Origin of the sequence: Streptomyces sp. NPDC008079, assembly GCF_042957385.1 — a bacterium.
Taxonomy (GTDB): Bacteria; Actinomycetota; Actinomycetes; order Streptomycetales; family Streptomycetaceae; genus Actinacidiphila.
Genome location: NZ_JBIBIC010000001.1, coordinates 395,903 through 416,236, shown reverse-complemented (window position 1 = coordinate 416,236; position 20,334 = coordinate 395,903). Strand labels below are relative to the sequence as shown.

Here is a 20,334-nt window from a genome sequence, read left to right as displayed (position 1 = left end):
TGGGCGGTGGGGAGGGTGACCGGTGGATTCGAGAGTGCCGCATGTGGCGGGATTCGCGCGATGGCCGCATGGGGCGTCGCCGAAGCGGGCGGGGAAGGCGCTGCGGGAGAAGGTGCCGCGCGCCGCGCACGGCCGGCCGCCCTCCGGCATGTGGCGCGACACGGCGGACGTCGTCCCTGCGGTGGCCGGCGCGCTCGCGGCGACCGTGCCCCGGACCTCGACCGTGCCCCGGACCTCGGCTGCCCCCTGGACCTCGGCCGCGCTCCGGGCCGTCCACGACTCCAACGCGGGCCGGATACCCGAGCTGATACCGCTGCGCGTCGGCCGTATGGCCGCGAGCCCCTTCGCCTTCCTGCGCGGGTCCGCCGGGCTGATGGCCGCCGACCTCGCCGACAGCCCGGTGACCGGTGTCGGCGCGCAGATCTGCGGTGACGCGCACGCCGCGAACTTCGGCCTCTACGGCGACGCCCGCGGCCGTCTCGTCATGGACATCAACGACTTCGACGAGACCGTCGTCGGCCCCTGGGAGTGGGACGTCAAACGGCTCGCGGCCTCGCTGGTGCTGGCCGGGCGGGAGGCGGGCGCGGCCGAGGACGTGTGCCGGGCGGCGGCGTACGGCGCGGTGGGCGCGTACCGGCGGACGATGCGGCTGCTGGCGACGCTGCCCGTGCTCGACGCGTGGAACGCCATCGCCGACGAGGAACTGGTCACCCACGCCGACGCCCGCGACCTGCTCGGCACGATCGAGCGGGTCTCGGCGAAGGCCATGGGCAACACCAGCGCCAGATTCGCGGCGAAGGCCACGGCGGCCGTGGACGGCGGCGGGCGGCGCTTCACCGACGCGCCGCCCGTGCTGCGCCGGGTCGCGGACCGCGAGGCGACGGCGGTCGCGGGCGCCCTGGACGGCTATCTGCGGACGGTCGGCGAGGACCGGCTGCCGCTGCTCGCCCGTTACTCCGTCCACGACGTGGCCTTCCGGGTCGTCGGCACCGGAAGCGTCGGCACCCGCTCGTACGTGGTGCTGCTCCTCGACCACCTGGGAGAGCCGCTGGTGCTCCAGATCAAGGAGGCCAGGGCGTCGGCGCTGCTGCCGTACGTGGCCAAGGCCGGATTTCCGGCCGATCCGGTGGGGCACGAGGGCCGCAGGGTGGTGCTGGGCCAGAAACGTATGCAGGTGGTGAGCGACTTCCTGCTGGGGTGGACGGACGTGGACGCGGTGCCGTACCAGGTGCGGCAGTTCAGGAACCGCAAGGGCAGCGTCGATCCCGCCGGGCTGGAGCCGGGCCTGCTCGACGACTACGGGCGGATGACCGGCGCCCTGCTGGCCAGGGCGCACGCCCACAGCGCCGACCCCCGGCTGATCGCGGGCTACTGCGGCAAGGGCGAGGCGCTGGACGAGGCCGTCGCGGACTTCGCCGTCGGCTACGCGGACCGTACGGAGGCGGACCACGCGGAGCTGCTGGCGGCGGTCCGGTCGGGGCGGCTGCCGGCGGAGCTGGGGGTGTAGGGGGTTCCCCGGCCGGGGTGTCCGGGGTGTCCGGGGTGTCCGGGGCGACCGGGGCGACCGGGTTGCCGGGGGCGTCCGCGTTGCCCGGGGCGTCCGGGTTGTCAGGGCGGTGTCAGGGCGGGGCGGTGCGAGCCCGTACGGGGGCGGGCGCGCGGGTCGGCGCAGGTGGGCGGGGCACCGTGGCGTGATCCGTGCGGGCGGGCGCTGCCGCGCCCCGCGGCCCCGCGAAGATCGGCCGTGCAGGGCCTAGGCTGTCCGAGTGACGAACAGCTCAGGAACCGAGTCCTCCGCCTCTTCCGCCACCTTCGCCGGACCCTCCGAGCCCGGCTCGCAGGATCGGCTGGCGAAGGCGGTACGCGCGGCTGAGCAGGCGTTGATCGAATTCGAGATCGCGGTCGAGACCTTCCGGGTCGAGGTGGAGAACTTCTCCCGGCTGCACCACCAGCGGCTCGGCCCGATGTACGCGCGGCTGGACGAGCTGGACGCGCTGGTCGCGGAGGCCGTCGCCGCCCACAGCGGTGAGCGGGAGGACATCGAGCGCGCCTGGGAGGCCAGGGCGCTGGTGATGCCGATGCCGGGCGTCGAGGAGCTGTTCGGCGGGCTGCTCGGCACGGACGGGGTACGGCCGGTCGACGACCCGAACCCGCCGCGCCGCGTCCGCCCCGGCAAGGAGGCGCAGCGCCTCTACCGCGAGCTGGCCCGCAAGGCGCACCCCGACCTCGCCCAGGACGAGAAGGAGAAGGAGCGCCGCAGCGCCTTCATCGCCCGCGTCAACGAGGCGTACGCCTACGCCGACGAGGACGCGCTGCGCGCCCTGTCCGCGGAGTGGGACGCGGGTCCCGTCGCGGACGAGGAGCTGCCGAGCGAGGCCGAGGTCCTCTACGCCCGGCTGGAGTGGCTGGCCGAACGCAAGGAGAAGCTGGCCGCCATCGCCGTCGAGCTGGACGAGAGCGCCATCGGCCAGATGATGAAGCTCTCCCCGGACGACCCCGACGCCCTCCTCAACGAGATCGCCGAACAGCTCCTGACCCAGGTCGCCCAACGCGAGGCCCGCCTGGCGGAACTGGTCCGCGACCCCGAATAGCGCCCTCCGCGGCCCGCTCGCACGACCCGCGCTTCCGCCCGGACGCCCCCTGCGGGCCCGGTCCCGGTGCGGGGGCCGGGGGACCCCGGGGAATCGGGCGGGGCGGGGGGTGGTTGGGGGCTGAGGTAGGTTTTTTCGGGTCAGCCAGTGATCTGGTGAGCCAAGGTGAGCGGGTCGCGGTTTCGCGGGCCGCGATTTCGTGCCCAGGAGGCCGCGTCCGATGTTCCGCTCTGAGCTGCCCGCGGTGGATGCCGCCGCCGTACCGGCCGACGCGATCCTGCTGGACGTGCGGGAGAACGAGGAATGGGCGGCCGGTCACGCCGAGGGCGCCGTGCACATCCCGATGGGCGAGGTCGTCTCGCGGATCGGTGAGGTGCCGGAGGGCGGCCGGGTGCACGTGGTGTGCCGCGTCGGCGGTCGCTCCGCCCAGGTCGCGCAGTACCTGATCGCCCAGGGCGTGGACGCGGTGAACGTCAGCGGCGGCATGCTCGACTGGGAGGCCGCCGGCCGCCCGGTGGTGGACGGCAGCGGCAGCGACGGCTTCGTCCTGTAAGCAGCCCCGCAGGGGTCACGTGGTCAGCGGATGGGCGGCGATCAGGTCGCCCAACGCCTCCTCGTGGGCCGCGGCCGGGCCCAGCGCCAGCTCCCACTGCTTGGCCCACGCGTGGTACCGGTGCAGCGGATAGTCGGTGTCCGCGCCGAATCCGCCGTGCAGGTGCTGCGCGGTCTGTACGACCCTGCGGACGCCCTCGGCCGCCCAGATCTTCGCCACCGCCACATCACCCGCGACCGGCAGGGGTCCGGACGCCGAGGTGCTGAGCCGCCAGGCCGCCTGCCACAAGGTGGCCTCCATCGCCCGCAGGTCGATGTAACGGTCGGCGGACTGCACCGCGACCGCCTGGAACGTGGCGATCGGATACCCGAACTGCTGCCGTTTCGAGGCGTACGCGCTGGTCATCCCCAGCACCGCCTCCCCCAGCCCGAGCGCCAGCGCGCAGGTGCCGACGGTCAGCGCCTGCCGCAGCCACTCCCAGGCGCCGTCCGCGTCCAGCACATCCGTCGCGGGCACCCCCACACCGTCCAGCGTGACCTCGGCGAACCGCTCGCCGCTGGTGGAGACCTGCTCCGCCGGCGCCACCCCGTCCGCGTCCAGGGGAACGACGGCCACCACCGCCGCGCCGTCCGCCGTGTGCGCGGGCACCAGCACCAGGTCGCAGCTCCGCGCCCACGGCACCCCGGTCTGCACCCCGTCGAGCACGAAGCCGCCGCCGTCGGTGCCGCCGACGTCCACCCGCTGTGCCCGGACGGCGAGTTCGGCCCCGTCGTGCCCGCTGCGGCCGTTGGCGGCGACGGTGAGGACGGTCTCGCCGCGACCGGCCGCCGCCAGCAGCCGTTCGCGCAGGGGCGCGGAGCCGTAGCGCTGGACGGCGAGCGCCCCGGCGCAGCTCTCCAGCAGCGGGACCCGCGCCAGCACCCGCCCCGCCTCGCGCAGTACGAGGCAGAGCGCGACGGGGTCGAGCCCGGCCCCGCCGTACGCCTCGTCCAGCGTCAGGCTCAGCAGGTCGCCGTCGGCGAGCTTGCGCCACAGCGCGCGGTCGAAGTCCTCGGCGACCGCGCCGGGGGTCAGCGCGGGGCTGGGCACCCCGTCCACCGCCACCCCGGAGAAGACGGACTTCGCCGCCTCGACCGCCGCCAATTGCTCCTCGGTGAAGCCGAAGTCCACGATCCGCTCCTCCCGCCACCAATTCTGACGATGCGTCAGATTAGGGCGGTCAGGCGTCGAAGTCCACCTCGACGACGGAAGTCACGGGGTGCGACTGACAGGCCAGCACATATCCGGCCTCCGTCTCCTCGGGCTCCAGCGCGTAGTTCCGGTCCATCCGCACCTCGCCGCTGACCAGCCGCGTCCGGCAGGTCCCGCAGACCCCGCCCTTGCAGGCGTACGGGGCGTCCGACCGGTTGCGCAGCACCGTCTCCAGCACCGACTCCCCTGCCAGGGACGGCCATTGACCGCCGCGGCCGTCGAGCGTCGCCCGTACAGTGCCGCCGCCGGGTATCGGCTCGGCCGCGGTGACGGCCGCCGGTACCTCGTCCACATGGAAGATCTCCTGGTGGACGCGGGACCGGGGGACACCCAGCGTGCGCAGCGCCCGCTCGGCCGCGCCGACCAGTCCCAGCGGGCCGCACAGATACCAGCCGTCCACCGCCGCCACCGGCATCAGCGCCGGGAGCAGCGCCGTCAGCCGCTCCGCGTCCAGCCGCCCCGACGGCAGCCCCGCCTGCTGCTCCTCGCGGGACAGCGCGGACACCAGGTGGAAGCGGTCGGGCCAGCGGTCCTTGAGGTCCGCGACCTCCTCCAGGAACATCGTGGACGCCGCCGTACGGTCGCTGCGCACCAGGCAGAAACTCGCCCCCGGCTCACGCGCCAGCGCGGTGCCGATCTGCGACAGCACCGGTGTGATGCCGCTGCCGCCGACCACCGCGGCGAACCGCCCCGGCCTCGGCTCCAGCACGAACCGCCCCGCGGGCGTCATCACCTCCAGCACATCGCCCGCGGCCAGCTCCTTGAGCGCGTAGGTGGAGAACTCCCCCTGCTCGACCAGCCGCACCCCCACCCGCAGGGTCCGCGGCCCGGGCTCCACGCCGTCGTTCCCGAAACCCTCCTCGGGCAGCACCGGGTCGCACAGCGAATACGTGCGGCGGATCTCCACCCCGTCGGCGAACCGGCGGATCGCTATGTGCTGCCCCGGCGCGTACCGGTACTCCGCGCGCAGCTCCTCGGGGACCTCGAAGGCGATGGTCACCGAGTCGTCCGTGAGCGGGCTGACCTCCGTCACCCGGAGCGGATGGAACATTCACAGCTCCTTGAAGTGGTCGAAGGGCTCGCGGCAGGACTCGCAGCGGCGCAGCGCCTTGCAGGCGGTGGACGAGAACGGGCTGAGCAGCCGGGTGTCGGTGGAGCCGCAGTGCGGGCAGCGCACGGTCAGCTCCACGGCGACGGGCCCGCCGCCCGCCGGTCGCGCACCGGCCAGCGGGCGCGGCGGCGCCACACCGTGCTCGGCGAGCTTGCGGCGGCCCTCCGCGCTGATCGCGTCGGTCGACCAGGCGGGGGAGAGCACGGTGCGCACCTCGACGTCCGACATGCCGTGCTCGGTCAGCACCTCGGTGATGTCGGTGGCCATCGTGTCCAGTGCCGGGCAGCCCGTCCACGTCGGCGTCAGCTCGACCTCGACCCGGCCGGGCCCGGTCACCCGCAGGTCGCGCAGCACCCCCAGCTCGGCCAGCGAGATCACCGGCAGCTCGGGATCCGGCACGGCTCCGGCCAGCCGCAGCAGCTCCTTCTCCAGCGCGCTCGTCGCCTCGGCGGCGGGCGCGCTTCCGGTCACCATGACGCACCCGGGTGAGCGCGGTGCAGGTGCTGCATCTCGGCGAGCATCCGGCCGAACGCCTCGGTGTGCACACCCTGCCGTCCGGCCCCCGCCGACCACGGCGTCCGGTCGACGCCCTGGGGTATCTCCAGCGTGGCCCGGTGCAGGACGTCGGTGACGCGCTCCAGCCACGGCTCGCGCAGCGCCGGAAGGTCGGTGCCGAGCCCGTCGAGCGGTTCGAACAGTTCCCCGGTGTAGCGCCACAGGCCGTCCACCGCGCGCTGCGTGCGCCGGTGACTCTCCTCGGTGCCGTCGCCCAGCCGCAGCGTCCAGTGCTCGGCGTGGTCGCGGTGGTAGGCGACCTCCTTCACCGCTTTCGCGGCCAGCGGCGCCAGCTCGCCGTCCCCGGCCGCCAGGGCGGTGAACAGCAGCTCCTGGTGGACGGAGAAGAAGAGCTGCCGCACGATCGTCTCGGCGAAGTCCCCGTTGGGCCGCTCCACGAGCTGCACATTGCGGAATTCGTGCTCCTCGCGGCCGAACGCCAGCTCGTCCTCGTCGCCGACCAGCGAGAGCAGGGTGCGGGCCTGCCCCAGCAGGTCGAGCGCGATATTGGTGAGGGCGACGTCCTCCTCAAGGACCGGCGCGTTCCCCGCCCACTCCCCCAGCCGCTGGGCGAGCACGAGCGCGTCGTCGCCCAGCGCGAGCGCGGCGGGGGCGGAGGCCCGTGCGGGGCGCGCCGCGGTGGCCGATGCCGTGGTCGTAGAAGAGGCCGTAGCCGTAGCCGCAGCCGTGGCCGAGGCCGGGCCCGGTGCGGGGTTCGGTGCCGTGTTCACAGGTGCTTCACCCCTTCCGGGATCTCGTAGAACGTCGGGTGCCGGTACGGCTTGTCGGAGGCCGACTCGAAGAACGGGTCCTTCTCGTCGGGGGAGGAGGCGGTGACCGCGGACGACGGCACCACCCAGATCGAGACGCCCTCGGCCCGCCGGGTGTAGAGATCCCGCGCGTTGCGCAGCGCCATCTCCGCGTCGGGCGCGTGCAGGCTGCCCGCGTGGCTGTGGCTCAGACCGCGGCGGCTGCGGACGAAGACCTCCCACAGCGGCCAGTCGCCGCCCGTCTGCTCGGTCATGCCCGTGCCTCCCCGTGCTTGGCCGCGTATGCGGTGGCCGCCTCCCGGACCCAGGCGCCGTTGTCGTGTGCGGCGCGGCGCCGGTCGATCCGCTCCTCATTGCACGGCCCGTTGCCGCGCAGCACCTCCTGGAACTCCGTCCAGTCGATCGCCCCGTAGTCGTAGCCGCCCCGCGACTCGTTCCACCGCAGGTCGGGGTCGGGGAGGGTGAGCCCCAGCACCTCGGCCTGCGGGACGCAGATGTCCACGAAGCGCTGCCGCAGCTCGTCATTGGAGTGCCGCTTGATCTTCCACGCCATGGACTGGGCGGAGTGCGCGGACTCGTCGTCGGGCGGGCCGAACATCATCAGCGAGGGCCACCACCAGCGGTCCACCGCGTCCTGCGCCATCGCGTGCTGCGCCGGGGTGCCGCGGCTGAGCGTCAGCAGCAGCTCGTAGCCCTGCCGCTGGTGGAAGGACTCCTCCTTGCAGATCCGCACCATCGCGCGGGCGTAGGGACCGTAGGAGCAGCGGCACAGCGGCACCTGGTTGGTGATCGCGGCGCCGTCCACCAGCCAGCCGATGGCGCCGACGTCAGCCCAGCTCAGGGTGGGGTAGTTGAAGATCGAGGAGTAGCGCTGGCGGCCCGCGTGCAGCTTGTCGAGCAGCTCCTCGCGGCTGACTCCGAGGGTTTCCGCGGCGCTGTACAGATAGAGCCCGTGCCCCGCCTCGTCCTGCACCTTGGCCATCAGGATCGCCTTGCGGCGCAGCGAGGGCGCGCGGCTGATCCAGTTGGCCTCCGGCTGCATCCCGATGATTTCGGAGTGCGCGTGCTGGGCCATCTGGCGGACGAGGGTGGCGCGGTAGGCGTCCGGCATCCAGTCCCGCGGCTCGATCCTGGCGTCCTCGGCCACCGCGGCGTCGAACGCGGCCAGGAAGGCGTCCTGCCCTGCCGCCACCGCCTCCCCTGCGGTCGCCGCCGGCTCTGCCGTCGTCGTCATGCGGCCCCCTCCTTCGTCATCACCGTCATCGGTGCCATCAGGCGTGCCACTCGGGCTTCGGCGCGGGCTCGACCACCCGTCCCGTCACCGTCACCGGCTCCATCGGACGACCGGCCGGCCGACTCCTCAACCGACCGACCGATCGTTCGGTTCATTCCATGGTCGGTGGCGGGCCGAAGGGTGTCAAGGCCACCTCCCACGCCTGTGGATAACTCGGTATGGTCCCCGCCGGGACCTGCGGTGGGTAGCGTGCTGCCCGGCAGGCGTGCGTGCCCGGCACGGGTGAGAGCGGAGAGACGATGGAGTCATTCGAGGGGCCGCCGCCCCGGACCGCGGCGCTGTCCACGCCCGCGCGCATAGCCGTCGCCCTGGCGATCGGCGCGGTCGTCGTGGGCGCGCTGTACCACCTCGGCATGGTGTTCCTGCACGTCGCGCCCTCGAACACGCTCAGCAGGGAGCACGGCGCGGCGGTCGACGACTACGTCTATCCGGAGTTCGAGCAGAACTGGAAGCTGTTCGCGCCCGACCCGCTGCAACAGAACATCCATGTGCAGGCCCGCGCCGAGGTCCGCAAGCCCGACGGCGGCCTCTCCACCACCGGCTGGGTCGACCTCACCGCGATGGACGTCGCCGCGATGCGGCACAACCCCGCCCCCAGCCACACCCAGCAGAACGAGCTGCGTCGCGCCTGGAGCTTCTACACCGACACCCACGACGACAAGGAGCAGCCCACCGGCGGCGACCGCAGCGACATGAGCCGTACGTATCTCCAGCGGATTTTGCAGGAGCGTTTCGGCCCGCGGCTCAACGGCGGCGACGTCGTCCGCGTGCAGGCACGTTCCGCCACCACCGCGGTCCCGCCGCCGTCGGGCAACGGGCAGCAGACCGGCACCCAGCCCTACTACCGGGAACTGCCCTGGTGGCCGGTCACCACCGCGCCCGCCGGTCAGGAGAACGCATCGTGAGCGCGCGCGACTCCTTCGTCCCCTCGCCGTTCGCCGGACTCGGCAAAGGACTCGACCGCGCCGTCGCGCGGGGGATCAACGCCATCACCGGCCGGGCCATCGGCCCGTACCAGAGCGCGATCATCCGGATCGGCTTCTCGCTGACCTGGCTGCTGTTCCTGCTGCGCGAATTCCCGCACCGCGCCGAGCTGTACGGCCCCGACGCGCCCTGGAGCTGGGACCTCGCCAAACGGCTGGTCGCCGGGAACCACGCCTTCACCGTGCTGCTGTGGAACGACGGCCGCGCCTGGTTCGAGTGCGTCTACGCCTTCGCGATCGTCGCCAGCGCGATGCTGCTCCTGGGCTGGCGGACCCGTACCGCCTCGGTGTTCTTCATGATCGGCGTGCTGTCGCTCCAGAATCGCAGCGTCTTCGAGGGCGACGGCGGCGACAACGTCATCCACCTGATGGCGATCTACCTCGTCTTCACCCGCTGCGGCCAGGTCTGGTCGCTCGACCGGCGCCGCGCGGCCCGCGGGGAGGCGGCCGAGGCGGGTGCCGGACCGTCGGCCGCTTCCGCGTCCGACGCGGAGCCGGGCGCCGATCCGGTCGGCGTCGCCCTGTGGGCGGTGTTCGGCTTCGCGCTCGTGGCGGCGACGCTGTTCGGCAAGCTCAGCACCGGATGGGCGGTGCTGTTCTGGCTGTTCTGGCTGGTCCAGGCGCTGTGGTGGGCGGTGCGGCGGGTCGCGCCCGGCGAGCCGCGCACCGTGCTCGACATCATCGCCAACGTCATCCACAACGGCGCGATGCTCGTGATCGTCGCCGAGGTCTGCCTGATCTACTCCACCGCGGGCTGGTACAAGATCCAGGGCAGCCGCTGGCAGGACGGCACCGCGCTCTACTACCCGCTCCATCTGGACGACTTCACCCCCTGGCCCGCCCTGTCGCACGCCCTGGCGGGCAATGAGTTGATGGTCATGCTCATCACCTACGGCACGGTCATCGTCCAGGTCGCCTTCCCCTTCACCCTGTTCAACCGTCGGGTGAAGAACGTGCTGCTGGTCGCGATGATGCTGGAGCACGCCTCGATCGCCGTCGTGCTCGGCCTGCCCTTCTTCTCCCTCGCGATGATCGCCGCCGACGCGGTGTTCCTGCCGACGGCCTTCCTGGTCTGGGCCGGGGACCGGCTCGTACGGCGGCTGCGGCCGGGTGCCGCGCGCCCGCGGCCGGTGGTCCACGGGCAGCGCACCGCCCCCGACGACGCGTCCGCCGAGCCGGGGGAACCGGCCGTGGGACCACCGCCGCCCAGCGCCGTGACATGACGTGATCGGGCAGGCGGGCCGCACCGTACGCTGAGGCCATGACCGAGGACGAGGCCGCCCACCGACCCGGCGCCGCAGCCGAACCCGACCCGGCGACCGGAGCCGACCCGGCGACCGAAGCCGCTCAGGCCACCGGGGCCGACGCGGCCACCGCAAGCGCCACGGCCGCCGTCCTCGCCTGGCAGGCCGCCGCGCCGGACGCGGTGCTGCTCGACGGCTTCCACGCCCTCAAGCACGCGCTGCGCTTCGGCGCCCGCGTGCGCACCGCGGTCAGCAGCGACAAGGCGGCCGCGCTGCGCCTCGCGGCGGAGCTGGCCCCCGACCTGGCCGAGGAGCTGGCGGCGCGCGTCACCGAGATCCCCGCCGCGGCGCTGCGCGGGCTGGTGACGCGGGTGCACCCCACCGCGGTGGCCGCGCTCGCCGACCGTCGCGACCGGGCGGCCAATCTGGCGCTGCTGGCCGAACGGTCCCGGCAGGCACCGGTCGTCGTCCTGGACAGCCCGCGCAATCTCGGCAACGTCGGGGCGGTGATCCGGCTGGCGGCCGGATTCGGCGTCACCGGCGTGGTCAGCACCGGAGATCTCGACCCCTGGCACCCCAACGCCCTGCGCGCGGGCGCCGGACTGCACTACGCGACCGCGGTGGAACGTACGGCCGCCGACGCGCTGCCGCCGGGACCGCTGTACGTCCTCGACCCGGAGGGCAAGGACATCCGCTCCGTCGAACTCCCCGACGACGCGCTCATCGTCTTCGGCTCGGAGCGGCACGGCGTCTCCGACGAACTGCGCGGACGCGCCGCCGAGTTGGTCGCGCTGCCGATGCGTCCGCAGGTCTCCAGCTACAACCTGGCCACCAGCGTCGGCATGGCGCTCTTCCACTGGGCGGCCACGTCCCGCTCGCCGCGGGTACCCGGCCGCCCCTGAACCCCGCGATCAGGCGGGCCGCCGCACCTCCACCATCCGGAAGCGGCTCGCGACGAACGCGCCGTCGCACAGCGCCGCGTTGGCCGCCGGATTGCCGCCGGAGCCGTGGAAGTCGGAGAAGGCGGCCGTCTGGTTGACGTACACACCGCCGGTCAGATTGAGCGAGAGCTGCGCGCACTCCTCCCAGCAGACCTCCTCCAGGCCGCGCTCCACCTCGGCGGAGGTGGTGTAGCCGCCGACCGTCATCGCGCCCTTGTCGCGGACGGTACGGCGCAGCAGCTCCAGCGCGTCGGCGGTCGAGTCCACGGCCACGGCGAAGGCGACCGGGCCGAAGCACTCCGACAGATACGCCGCCTCGGCGTCCGGCTTGGCGCCGTCGAGCTTGACCAGCACCGGGGTGCGGACGACCGCGTCGGGGAAGTCCGGGTGGGTCACCGAGCGGGAGGCGAGGGCGACTTCGCCCAGCCCGGGGGCCGCTTCGAGCCGTGCCTTGACGTCCGGATTCACCAGGGCGCCGAGCAGCGCGTTGGCCCGCGCGTCGTCGCCGAGCAGCCCGTCGACCGCGCCCGCGATGTCGGCGACCACCTCGTCGTAGCTCCGCCGTCCCGCGTCGGTGTCGATGCCGTCGCGCGGGATCAGCAGATTCTGCGGGGTGGTGCACATCTGGCCGCTGTAGAGGGACAGCGAGAAGGCGAGGTTGGAGAGCATGCCGCGGTAGTCGTCGGTGGAGTCGATCACCACGGTGTTGACGCCGGCCTTCTCGGTGAAGACCTGCGCCTGGCGGGCGTTGGCCTCCAGCCAGTCGCCGAAGGCGGTGGAGCCGGTGTAGTCGATGACCCGGACCTCGGGGCGCAGCGCCAGGGTCTTGGCCAGGCCCTCGCCGGGCCGCTCGACGGCCAGGCAGACCAGGTCGGGCGAGAAGCCCGCCTCGGCCAGCACCTCGCGCGCCACCCGTACGGTCAGGGCCAGCGGCAGCACCGCGCGCGGGTGCGGCTTGACCAGCACCGCGTTGCCGGTGGCCAGGGAGGCGAAGAGCCCCGGATAGCCGTTCCACGTCGGGAAGGTGTTGCAGCCGATCACCAGGCCGATGCCGCGCGGCACCGCGGTGAAGGACTTCCGCAGATTGAGCGGGTCGCGCTTGCCCTGCGGCTTGATCCACTCCGCGGTCTCCGGGGTGCGGACCTGCTCCACGTACGCGTACGCCACCGCTTCGAGGCCGCGGTCCTGCGCGTGCGGGCCGCCGGCCTGGAAGGACATCGTGAACGCCTGCCCGGAGGTGTGCATCACGGCGTGCGCGAACTCGTGCGTCCGCGCGTTGATCCGCGCCAGGATCTCCAGGCACACCATGGCGCGCGCCTCGGGTCCCGCGTCCCGCCAGGCGGGCATCGCGGCGCGCATCGCGGGCAGCAGCACGTCCGGATCGGGGTGCGGGTACTCCACGCCGAGGTCCGGCCCGTACGGGGAGCGCTCGGTGCCCGTCCAGCCGTCCGTGCCGGGCTGGTCCAGCTCGAAGCGGTGGCCGAGCAGCGCGTCGAAGGCGGCCTTGCCCTCGTCGGCGTCGGCGTACGCCTTGGGGTGCTCGGGGTAGGGCGACCAGTACGCCCGGGTCCTGACGGCATCGAGCGCCTTGTCAAGCGTGTCACGATGGCGTTCGATCAAGGTCACGGCGGAGACAGTGGCGGACATGGCGGACCAACTCCTCGTCGAGCTGGGCTGAGTAGCAGAGACAACGCTAGATTAACCGAATGTTCGGTCGGGACAAGAGGGACGTCCCAGCCTGTGGATAACTCGGAAAGACCCGGCAGGATCTCGGCAGTACCTCGGGAAGGAGCTGTGCCACCGTGACCGCACTTGACCGCGACGGTGTCGTCGCCGTCGTCGGCGCAGGCACCATGGGCCAGGGAATCGCGCAGGTCGCGCTGCTCGCGGGGCACCGCGTGCTGCTGTACGACGCCGCGCCGGGACTGGCCGCGAAGGCCGCGGCGGGCGTCGGGGCGCGGCTGGCCCGGCTGGCCGAGAAGGGCCGCCTCGACACGGCCGAACACCGGGCCGCGCTGGACCGGCTCGTCCCCGCCGACGGCATCGCGGACCTGGCACCGGCCGCGCTCGTCGTCGAGGCCGTCGTGGAGGATCTGGCCGTCAAGCGGCGGCTCTTCGCCGAACTGGAGGAAACCGTCGGCGACGGCTGCCTGCTGGCGACCAACACCTCCTCCCTGTCGGTGACCGCCGTCGCGGGCGCCCTGCGGCTGCCCGGCCGCCTCGTCGGCCTGCACTTCTTCAATCCGGCCCCGCTGCTCCCGCTGGTCGAGGTCGTCGCGGGCACCGCCTCGGACCCCGCAGCCGTCGACACCGCCTACGACACGGCCGCCGCCTGGGGAAAGACCCCGGTGCGCTGCGCCGACACCCCGGGCTTCATCGTCAACCGGATCGCCCGTCCCTTCTACGCCGAGGCCCTGCGCGTCCACGAGGAGCGGGCCGCGGACCCCGCCACCATCGACGCGGTGCTGCGCGAATGCGGCGGCTTCGCCATGGGCCCCTTCGCGCTCACCGACCTGATCGGCCAGGACGTGAACGAGGCGGTCACCAGATCGGTGTGGGAGTCGTTCTTCCACGACCCCAAATTCACGCCGTCGCTCGCCCAGCGCCGCCTGGTGGAGTCCGGCCGCCTCGGCCGCAAGACGGGCCGCGGCTGGTTCGTGTACGAACCGGCGCCGGAGCCCGGTGCCGCGCCCGGACCGCACACCGCGGAGCCCGCGGACGCGCCGCGGCGCGTGGTGCACGGCGATCTGGGTCCCGCGCAGGCCCTCGTCGGCCTGGTGCGCGCGGCCGGGATCGAGGTCACCGAGGACGACGGCGTCCAGGGCTTCGAGCTGAGTGACGGAACGTATCTCTACCCGGCGGACGGCACCCTGGAGCCGGGTATCCAGTTCGACCTGGCGGCCGATTACACGACGGCCACCAGGATGGCGCTCGCGCGGACCCCGGAGGTGCCGGACGCGGCGCTCGCGGAGGCCGTCGGGCTCTTCCAGGCGCTCGGCAAGCAGGTCAGCGTCATCCGGCTGGTCCCCGGACTGATCGTGGCGCGGACGGTCGCGATGCTGGTGGACCTCGCGGCCGACGCCGTCGCCAAGGAAGTGGCGTCCGCCGCCGATGTCGACACCGCCATGCGCCTCGGTGTGAACTACCCGCTGGGCCCGCTGCAATGGGGCGAGCGGCTCTCCCTGTCCTGGGTGCGCGAAACGCTGGAGTCGCTGCACTCGTACTACCCCAACGGCCGTTACGCGCCTTCGGTCGAAGTGCTGTGGCGCGCGAGGGCGGAGGAAGAATGATCTCCTCATGACCATGCCCAAGCGCGACACCTATACGCCGGATTCGCTGCTCGCCGTCGCCGTCGAGGTCTTCAACGAACGCGGTTACGACGGCACGTCCATGGAGCATCTCTCGCGCGCCGCGGGCATCTCGAAGTCGTCGATCTACCACCATGTGCGCGGCAAGGAAGAACTGCTGAACAGGGCGGTGGGCCGCGCCCTTGAGGGGCTTTTCGGCATCCTGGAGGAGCCCGGAGCGGTCGACGGCCGCGCGGTGCGGCGCCTGGAGTACGTCACCCGGCGTACGACAGAGGTGCTGATGGCGGAACTTCCCTACGTCACCCTTCTGCTGCGGGTGCGCGGGAACACCGACACCGAGCGCTGGGCGATGGAGCGGCGCAGGGAGTTCGACCAGCGGGTGGCGGATCTGTTGAAGGCGGCGGTCGCGGACGGCGATCTGCGCGGCGACGTGGATGTCAGGCTGGCGACCAGGCTGCTTTTCGGGATGATCAACTCGATCGTGGAGTGGTACCGGCCGGAGGCCAAGGGCGCGCTCGACAGGCAGCAGGTGGCGGACGCGGTGGTGCGGCTGGCGTTCGACGGGCTGCGTACGTAGCGACGGCGAGCCGGGCGACCGTGCGGTCGGATGGTCCAGACCATTGACCCACCGGGGGTGGCCCCGGCACGATCCAGCCATGTTCTCCGCTGAGCGATCTGTCGCGCGATTCGGGCCGCCGGTGCGGGCGGCGGCCGCCTCCGCGCTGGCCGTTTCCCTCCTGCTGCTGGCCGGGTGCGGAGGAGGCGGGGGCGCCAAGGACAAGGACAGGGCCGCGCCCGCCCCCACGCCCACCGCCACGGCGAACGGCTTCGGCTGCCTGTCACCCGAACAGGCCAAGGCGGGCTCGGTGAGTTTCCCGGGCGGGGACGGCCAGGACGTCGAGGGCTATCTGACCGGCACCGGCGGCACCGGGCTGGTGCTGGCCCACCAGGCGGACGGGGACGTCTGCCAGTGGGTGCCGCACGCGCAGGACCTGGCCGCGGACGGCTACCGCGTGCTGGCCGTGAACTCCGCGGGCAGCGAGGTGCGGGAACTCACCGCGGCGGCGGCCTACCTGCGATCCAAGGGCGTGACGAAGCTGCTGCTGGTCGGCGCGTCCAAGGGCGGTACGGCGGTGCTGTCCGCCGCGGGCACCATCACGCCGCCGGTGGACGCGGTCGTCTCGCTGTCCGCGCCCTCGACGTACTCCGGCATGGACGCCTCGATGGTCGTACCGAATCTGACGATGCCCGTCTTCTACATGGCCGCCGAATTGGACAGCCCCTTCCAGGACTCCACGAAGGAGCTGAGCAAGCTGACGAAGAAGGCGAAGGAGAACGACCTGACGATCGTCGGCGGCTTCAACCACGGCGTGAGCATGCTGTCCGACGAGGCGAACTACGCGAAGGTCAAGGCGTTCCTCAAGAAGTACGGCGGCTGACCGGAGGCGCTGGTCGCGGTCGGGGCCGGCGCCGGTCCTCAGTCGCCGACGACCTGGTCGGTCTCCTCGAAGACCAGCAGGGTGCGGCTGCTGAGGACTTCCTCGATGGCCTGGAGCCGGGTCAGGACCAGTTCCCGCAGGGTCCGGTTGTCGGCGGTGTGGACCAGCAGCAAAACATCGAAATCACCACTTACCAGGGCAATGTGGGCAACACCCGGAAGAGTGATGAGTTGTTCACGGACGGTCCGCCAGGAATTCTGGACGATCTTGAGCGTGATGTACGCGGACGCGCCCTGTCCCGCGCGTTCGTGGTCGACGCGAGCGGTGAAACCTCGGATGACCCCGTCCTCGATGAGCCGGTTGATCCGGGCGTACGCGTTCGCCCGTGAGACGTGCACGCGCTCGGCGACGGAGCGTATCGAGGCCCTTCCGTCCTCCTGGAGCAGCCGCAGGATCGTGCGGTCGATCGGGTCCAGCGGTCGGACCTCCGGGTCCTGTGCGGCCATCTGTTCTCTCGCCATCCCCCCGTGCCTCCTTACCATGGACGTACTGGCTCCATCTCAGGCTGTGCAGAACCGTTTGTCCACAGGCGAAACCACCCTGTAGCCAAAATGCCTCCGGCGACCGAACAATCGGTAGGGAGCGACACCCGCTCACGCCCGATCGCTTTTTCGGTCACCGATCACAAGGAGGTGCTCGCGATGACCGTGCTGGACACCCCTGCCTGGCGCCCCCGCACCGAAGCCGCGCCGCTGCTGCCCGACCCGGAGCCGTACCGGCTGCTCGGCACCCCCGCCGCCGCGGAGCTCGACCCCGCCCTGCTCCGCACGCTGTACGGGCAGCTCGTCCGCGGCCGGCGCTACAACCGGCAGGCCACCGCCCTCACCAAGCAGGGCAGGCTCGCCGTCTACCCGTCGAGCACCGGTCAGGAGGCCTGCGAGATCGCCGCCGCTCTCGCGCTGCGGCCCCGTGACTGGCTGTTCCCCAGCTACCGCGACACCCTCGCGGTGGTCGCCAGGGGCGTGGACCCGGTCGAGGCGCTGACACTGCTGCGCGGCGACTGGCACACCGGTTACGACCCGCACGAACACCGGGTGGCGCCGCTCAGCACCCCGCTGGCCACGCAGCTCCCGCACGCGGTCGGGCTGGCCCGCGCCGCCCGGCTGACCGGCGACGACGTCGGGGCGCTCGCCATGGTCGGCGACGGCGGCACCAGCGAGGGCGACTTCCACGAGGCGCTGAACTTCGCGGCCGTCTGGCAGGCACCGGTGGTCTTCCTCGTGCAGAACAACGGCTTCGCGATCTCCGTACCGCTCGCCAAGCAGACCGCGGCCCCTTCCTTCGCCCACAAGGCGGTCGGCTACGGGATGCCGGGACGGCTGGTCGACGGCAACGACGCGGCCGCCGTGCACGAGGTGCTGACCGAGGCCGTCGGGCGGGCCAGGGACGGCGGCGGCCCCACGCTCGTGGAGGCCGTCACCTACCGGATGGACGCGCACACCAACGCCGACGACGCCACCCGCTACCGCGACGACGACGAGGTCGCCGCCTGGCGCGCGCACGACCCGATCGCCCTGCTGGAACGGGAGCTGACCGGCCGCGGACTGCTCGACGACGACGTCAGGCGGAGCGCGGCCGACGAGGCCGAGACCATGGCGGCGGACCTGCGGGAGCGGATGAACGCCGATCCGCGGCTCGACCCGATGGAGCTGTTCGCCCACGTCTACGCCGAGCCCACGCAGCAACTGCGGCAGCAGGAGGCCCAGTTGAGGGCCGAGCTGGAAGCGGAGCGGCAGTCATGACCACCGTCGCACCGACCGCAGGCCGCGCCGCCGCGCCCACCCGCAGACCCGCCACCATGGCGCAGGCCCTCAACCAGGCGCTGCGTGACGCGCTCACGGCCGACGACTCCGTCCACGTCCTCGGCGAGGACATCGGCACCCTGGGCGGCGTCTTCCGGATCACCGACGGGCTCGCCGCCGAATTCGGCGACAGCCGCTGCACCGACACCCCGCTCGCCGAGGCGGGCATCCTCGGCGCGGCGGTCGGCATGGCGATGTACGGGCTCCGCCCGGTGGTCGAGATGCAGTTCGACGCCTTCGCCTACCCGTCGTTCGAGCAACTCGTCAGCCATGTGGCGAAGATGCGCAACCGCACGCGTGGCGCGCTGCCGCTGCCGATCACCATCCGCATCCCGTACGGCGGCGGAATCGGCGGCGTCGAGCACCACAGCGACTCCTCCGAGGCGTACTACGCGCACACCCCCGGCCTCCACGTGGTCACCCCGGCCACCGTCGAGGACGCCTACGGGCTGCTGCGGGCGGCCATCGCCTCCGACGACCCGGTGGTCTTCCTGGAGCCGAAGCGGCTCTACTGGTCCAAGTCCGACTGGTCGCCGGCCGCGCCGGCCGAGGTTCCGCCGATCGGCCGCGCCGTGGTGCGGCGCACCGGGCGCACCGCGACGCTGGTCACCTACGGTCCCTCGCTCCCGGTCTGCCTGGAGGCCGCGGAGGCCGCCAAGGAGGAGGGCTGGGACCTGGGCGTGGTCGATCTGCGCAGCCTCGTGCCCTTCGACGAGGAGACGGTCGCGGCGGCCGTACGCGGCACCGGGCGGGCGGTCGTCGTGCACGAGTCGTCCGGTTTCGGCGGCATGGGCGCCGAGATAGCGGCCCGGATCACCGAGCGCTGCTTCCACCACCTGGAGGCGCCGGTCCTGCGCGTCGCCGGATTCGACATCCCCTACCCGCCGCCGATGCTGGAACGGCACCATCTGCCCGGCGTCGACCGGATTCTCGACGCCGTCGGCCGCTTGCAGTGGGAGGGCTGATGGCCGTCGTCAAGGAATTCACGCTCCCCGACCTGGGCGAAGGGCTCACAGAGGCGGAGATCGTGCGCTGGCTGGTGGAGGTCGGCGAGGTCGTCGCCATCGACCAGCCGGTGGTCGAGGTCGAGACCGCGAAGGCCGTCGTCGAGGTCCCCTGCCCCTACGGCGGTGTCGTGACCGCCCGCTTCGGCGCCGAGGGCGACACCCTCGACGTGGGCCGCCCCCTGGTCACGGTCGCGGTGGGTTCGCACTCCGACGCGGCAGGGAACCCGGCGGGCCCGGACGCCTCGGACGCCTCGGACGCCTCGGGCGACTCGGACGCCTCGGGCGGCGCGGCCGATGAGGGCTCGGGCAATGTGCTGGTCGGTTACGGCACCGGTACGGCGGTGGCGCGGCGCCGCGGACGGGTGCGGGCGGTGGACGGGTCGGTGCAGGCGGCGGTTTCGGTCACCGAGGTGCCTGTCGCCGGGGCGCCTGTCGCTGACGGCCCGGTGGCCGTCATATCGCCGCTGGTCCGGCGGCTGGCCAGGGAACACGGGCTGGACCTGCGGGCCCTGGCCGGTACGGGGCCCGACGGGCTGATCCTGCGGGCGGACGTCGAGCGCGCGGTGGCGGCTCCGGCGGCACCTGCCGTGGCTCCGGCCCCGGCTCTCGCGCCGGCGGGGGAGGAGCGGGTGCCGCTGCGCGGGGTACGCGGCACGGTCGCGGACAAGCTGGCCCGCAGTCGGCGGGAGGTACCTGACGCCACGTGCTGGGTGGACGCCGACGCCACCGAACTGCTGGCCGCGCGGGCGGCGATGAACGCCTCGGGCGGCGAGCGGATCTCGGTGCTGGCCCTCTTCGCCAGGATCGTGACGGCCGGACTGGCCCGTTACCCGGAGCTGAACGCCACGGTCGACACCGAGCGGCGCGAGATCGTACGGCTGCCGGCCGTCCACCTCGGCTTCGCGGCGCAGACCGAACGCGGCCTGGTCGTGCCTGTCGTGCGCGACGCCCACACCAGGTCCACGGCCGGGCTCTCCGCGGAGATCGGCCGCCTGACCGAGGCCGCTCGCACGGGGGCGCTGACGCCGCGGGACCTGACCGGCGGCACCGTCACGCTCAACAACTACGGGGTCTTCGGGGTGGACGGTTCCACCCCGATCCTCAACCATCCCGAGGCCGCCATGCTCGGTGTCGGCCGTATCGCCCCCAAGCCGTGGGTTCACCAGGGCGAGTTGGCCGTGCGTCACGTCGTGCAGCTCTCCTTCACCTTCGATCACCGGGTCTGCGACGGTGGGATCGCAGGGGGGTTCCTTCGCTTTGTCGCTGACTGCGTCGAGAGCCCGGCCGTTCTTCTCGCCGCCGTCTGACCCCCCGGGCGCTGGGAGGTCCCCCCGCGCCCCTTGGAAGATCGGTGCAGCGTCCAGCGCGGGGGCGCGCCCAAAAAGATCGGGGTGCGCCGGGGCCGGGGATACTCGGGGGGTGGCG

At 72.8% G+C, this 20,334-nt stretch carries 20 protein-coding genes; 12 read left to right on the top strand and 8 right to left on the bottom strand.

What is annotated here, in order from left to right; all coding sequences use genetic code 11:
* The first annotated feature begins 22 nt into the window (after positions 1-22).
* The 3 genes from ACFZAM_RS01715 (at position 23) to ACFZAM_RS01705 (ending at position 3,144) form a co-directional block, all read left to right on the top strand.
* Entirely contained in the window at positions 23-1,507 is a 1,485-nt protein-coding gene (locus ACFZAM_RS01715; RefSeq protein WP_391041948.1) for a DUF2252 family protein, read from the top strand.
* 259 nt (positions 1,508-1,766) lie between these two features.
* On the top strand, positions 1,767-2,591 hold the full coding sequence (locus ACFZAM_RS01710) for a hypothetical protein (RefSeq protein WP_391041946.1): 825 nt from the start codon (positions 1,767-1,769) through the stop codon (positions 2,589-2,591).
* 220 nt (positions 2,592-2,811) lie between these two features.
* The gene (locus ACFZAM_RS01705) at positions 2,812-3,144 is read left to right on the top strand and encodes a rhodanese-like domain-containing protein (RefSeq protein ID WP_355336710.1); all 333 of its coding nucleotides are present in this window, start codon (positions 2,812-2,814) and stop codon (positions 3,142-3,144) included.
* 15 nt (positions 3,145-3,159) lie between these two features.
* Here the strand turns inward: ACFZAM_RS01705 and ACFZAM_RS01700 are convergent, their stop codons facing one another.
* Genes ACFZAM_RS01700 through paaA form a run of 6 tightly spaced genes read right to left on the bottom strand, consistent with a single transcriptional unit; the run spans position 3,160 to position 8,065 of the window.
* Positions 3,160-4,314 (bottom strand): acyl-CoA dehydrogenase family protein, encoded by a 1,155-nt coding sequence (locus tag ACFZAM_RS01700; protein ID WP_391041944.1) that lies wholly within the window; start codon positions 4,312-4,314, stop codon positions 3,160-3,162.
* A 49-nt stretch (positions 4,315-4,363) separates the two neighbouring features.
* Positions 4,364-5,446, bottom strand: coding sequence for a 2Fe-2S iron-sulfur cluster-binding protein (locus tag ACFZAM_RS01695; protein ID WP_391041942.1), 1,083 nt, complete (start codon positions 5,444-5,446; stop codon positions 4,364-4,366).
* Positions 5,447-5,980: a 1,2-phenylacetyl-CoA epoxidase subunit PaaD gene (gene paaD, locus ACFZAM_RS01690; protein ID WP_391041941.1), complete on the bottom strand. Its 534-nt coding sequence runs from the start codon at positions 5,978-5,980 to the stop codon at positions 5,447-5,449.
* Positions 5,974-6,792, bottom strand: coding sequence for a 1,2-phenylacetyl-CoA epoxidase subunit PaaC (gene paaC, locus ACFZAM_RS01685; RefSeq protein WP_391041939.1), 819 nt, complete (start codon positions 6,790-6,792; stop codon positions 5,974-5,976). Before paaC ends, paaD begins: the two co-directional genes overlap by 7 nt.
* Complete coding sequence (gene paaB / locus ACFZAM_RS01680; RefSeq protein ID WP_188279883.1) at positions 6,789-7,085, bottom strand: 1,2-phenylacetyl-CoA epoxidase subunit PaaB; 297 nt, start codon at positions 7,083-7,085, stop codon at positions 6,789-6,791. The genes paaC and paaB overlap by 4 nt, the downstream gene beginning before the upstream one ends.
* Complete coding sequence (paaA, locus tag ACFZAM_RS01675; protein ID WP_391041937.1) at positions 7,082-8,065, bottom strand: 1,2-phenylacetyl-CoA epoxidase subunit PaaA; 984 nt, start codon at positions 8,063-8,065, stop codon at positions 7,082-7,084. Before paaA ends, paaB begins: the two co-directional genes overlap by 4 nt.
* Positions 8,066-8,364: 299 nt before the next feature.
* On the opposite strand from paaA, the gene ACFZAM_RS01670 reads away from it, so the two are divergent.
* Genes ACFZAM_RS01670 through ACFZAM_RS01660 form a run of 3 tightly spaced genes read left to right on the top strand, consistent with a single transcriptional unit; the run spans position 8,365 to position 11,254 of the window.
* Positions 8,365-9,030, top strand: a complete 666-nt coding sequence (locus ACFZAM_RS01670) for a DUF5819 family protein (protein WP_391041936.1) — start codon at positions 8,365-8,367, stop codon at positions 9,028-9,030.
* Complete coding sequence (locus ACFZAM_RS01665) at positions 9,027-10,331, top strand: HTTM domain-containing protein (RefSeq protein ID WP_391041935.1); 1,305 nt, start codon at positions 9,027-9,029, stop codon at positions 10,329-10,331. The genes ACFZAM_RS01670 and ACFZAM_RS01665 overlap by 4 nt, the downstream gene beginning before the upstream one ends.
* 38 nt (positions 10,332-10,369) lie before the next feature.
* A complete protein-coding gene (locus ACFZAM_RS01660) occupies positions 10,370-11,254 on the top strand; it encodes a TrmH family RNA methyltransferase (protein ID WP_391041933.1) in 885 nt (294 codons plus the stop codon).
* A gap of 9 nt (positions 11,255-11,263) precedes the next feature.
* On the opposite strand, the gene paaN is transcribed toward ACFZAM_RS01660, so the two are convergent.
* The gene (gene paaN, locus ACFZAM_RS01655) at positions 11,264-12,940 is read right to left on the bottom strand and encodes a phenylacetic acid degradation protein PaaN (RefSeq protein WP_391041931.1); all 1,677 of its coding nucleotides are present in this window, start codon (positions 12,938-12,940) and stop codon (positions 11,264-11,266) included.
* 155 nt (positions 12,941-13,095) lie between these two features.
* Here paaN and ACFZAM_RS01650 point away from each other — a divergent pair, with 155 nt between their 5' ends.
* The 3 genes from ACFZAM_RS01650 (at position 13,096) to ACFZAM_RS01640 (ending at position 16,040) form a co-directional block, all read left to right on the top strand.
* Complete coding sequence (locus ACFZAM_RS01650; protein ID WP_391041929.1) at positions 13,096-14,583, top strand: 3-hydroxyacyl-CoA dehydrogenase; 1,488 nt, start codon at positions 13,096-13,098, stop codon at positions 14,581-14,583.
* Between the two features lie 7 nt (positions 14,584-14,590).
* Positions 14,591-15,178 (top strand): TetR/AcrR family transcriptional regulator, encoded by a 588-nt coding sequence (locus ACFZAM_RS01645; RefSeq protein WP_355336720.1) that lies wholly within the window; start codon positions 14,591-14,593, stop codon positions 15,176-15,178.
* Between the two features lie 79 nt (positions 15,179-15,257).
* A complete protein-coding gene (locus ACFZAM_RS01640; RefSeq protein WP_391041927.1) occupies positions 15,258-16,040 on the top strand; it encodes an alpha/beta hydrolase family protein in 783 nt (260 codons plus the stop codon).
* A 38-nt stretch (positions 16,041-16,078) separates the two neighbouring features.
* Here the strand turns inward: ACFZAM_RS01640 and ACFZAM_RS01635 are convergent, their stop codons facing one another.
* Positions 16,079-16,561 (bottom strand): Lrp/AsnC family transcriptional regulator, encoded by a 483-nt coding sequence (locus ACFZAM_RS01635; RefSeq protein WP_188279875.1) that lies wholly within the window; start codon positions 16,559-16,561, stop codon positions 16,079-16,081.
* 180 nt (positions 16,562-16,741) lie between these two features.
* Here ACFZAM_RS01635 and pdhA point away from each other — a divergent pair, with 180 nt between their 5' ends.
* Genes pdhA through ACFZAM_RS01620 form a run of 3 tightly spaced genes read left to right on the top strand, consistent with a single transcriptional unit; the run spans position 16,742 to position 20,216 of the window.
* A complete protein-coding gene (gene pdhA / locus ACFZAM_RS01630) occupies positions 16,742-17,842 on the top strand; it encodes a pyruvate dehydrogenase (acetyl-transferring) E1 component subunit alpha (protein ID WP_391041924.1) in 1,101 nt (366 codons plus the stop codon).
* Positions 17,839-18,867, top strand: a complete 1,029-nt coding sequence (locus ACFZAM_RS01625; RefSeq protein WP_391041923.1) for a transketolase C-terminal domain-containing protein — start codon at positions 17,839-17,841, stop codon at positions 18,865-18,867. Before pdhA ends, ACFZAM_RS01625 begins: the two co-directional genes overlap by 4 nt.
* Positions 18,867-20,216 (top strand): 2-oxo acid dehydrogenase subunit E2, encoded by a 1,350-nt coding sequence (locus tag ACFZAM_RS01620; protein WP_391041921.1) that lies wholly within the window; start codon positions 18,867-18,869, stop codon positions 20,214-20,216. The genes ACFZAM_RS01625 and ACFZAM_RS01620 overlap by 1 nt, the downstream gene beginning before the upstream one ends.
* The last annotated feature ends 118 nt before the right edge of the window (positions 20,217-20,334 follow it).

Excerpts from the sequence above, each read along its gene's own strand:
- ACFZAM_RS01705 (WP_355336710.1), top strand. The coding sequence starts at position 2,812 with ATGTTCCGCTCTGAGCTGCCCGCGGTGGATGCCGCCGCCGTACCGGCC.
- ACFZAM_RS01695 (WP_391041942.1), bottom strand. The coding sequence starts at position 5,446 with ATGTTCCATCCGCTCCGGGTGACGGAGGTCAGCCCGCTCACGGACGAC.
- paaD (WP_391041941.1), bottom strand. The coding sequence starts at position 5,980 with ATGGTGACCGGAAGCGCGCCCGCCGCCGAGGCGACGAGCGCGCTGGAG.
- paaB (WP_188279883.1), bottom strand. The coding sequence starts at position 7,085 with ATGACCGAGCAGACGGGCGGCGACTGGCCGCTGTGGGAGGTCTTCGTC.
- paaA (WP_391041937.1), bottom strand. The coding sequence starts at position 8,065 with ATGACGACGACGGCAGAGCCGGCGGCGACCGCAGGGGAGGCGGTGGCG.
- ACFZAM_RS01670 (WP_391041936.1), top strand. The coding sequence starts at position 8,365 with ATGGAGTCATTCGAGGGGCCGCCGCCCCGGACCGCGGCGCTGTCCACG.
- ACFZAM_RS01660 (WP_391041933.1), top strand. The coding sequence starts at position 10,370 with ATGACCGAGGACGAGGCCGCCCACCGACCCGGCGCCGCAGCCGAACCC.
- paaN (WP_391041931.1), bottom strand. The coding sequence starts at position 12,940 with ATGTCCGCCACTGTCTCCGCCGTGACCTTGATCGAACGCCATCGTGAC.
- ACFZAM_RS01645 (WP_355336720.1), top strand. The coding sequence starts at position 14,591 with ATGACCATGCCCAAGCGCGACACCTATACGCCGGATTCGCTGCTCGCC.
- ACFZAM_RS01640 (WP_391041927.1), top strand. The coding sequence starts at position 15,258 with ATGTTCTCCGCTGAGCGATCTGTCGCGCGATTCGGGCCGCCGGTGCGG.
- ACFZAM_RS01635 (WP_188279875.1), bottom strand. The coding sequence starts at position 16,561 with ATGGCGAGAGAACAGATGGCCGCACAGGACCCGGAGGTCCGACCGCTG.
- pdhA (WP_391041924.1), top strand. The coding sequence starts at position 16,742 with ATGACCGTGCTGGACACCCCTGCCTGGCGCCCCCGCACCGAAGCCGCG.
- ACFZAM_RS01625 (WP_391041923.1), top strand. The coding sequence starts at position 17,839 with ATGACCACCGTCGCACCGACCGCAGGCCGCGCCGCCGCGCCCACCCGC.
- ACFZAM_RS01620 (WP_391041921.1), top strand. The coding sequence starts at position 18,867 with ATGGCCGTCGTCAAGGAATTCACGCTCCCCGACCTGGGCGAAGGGCTC.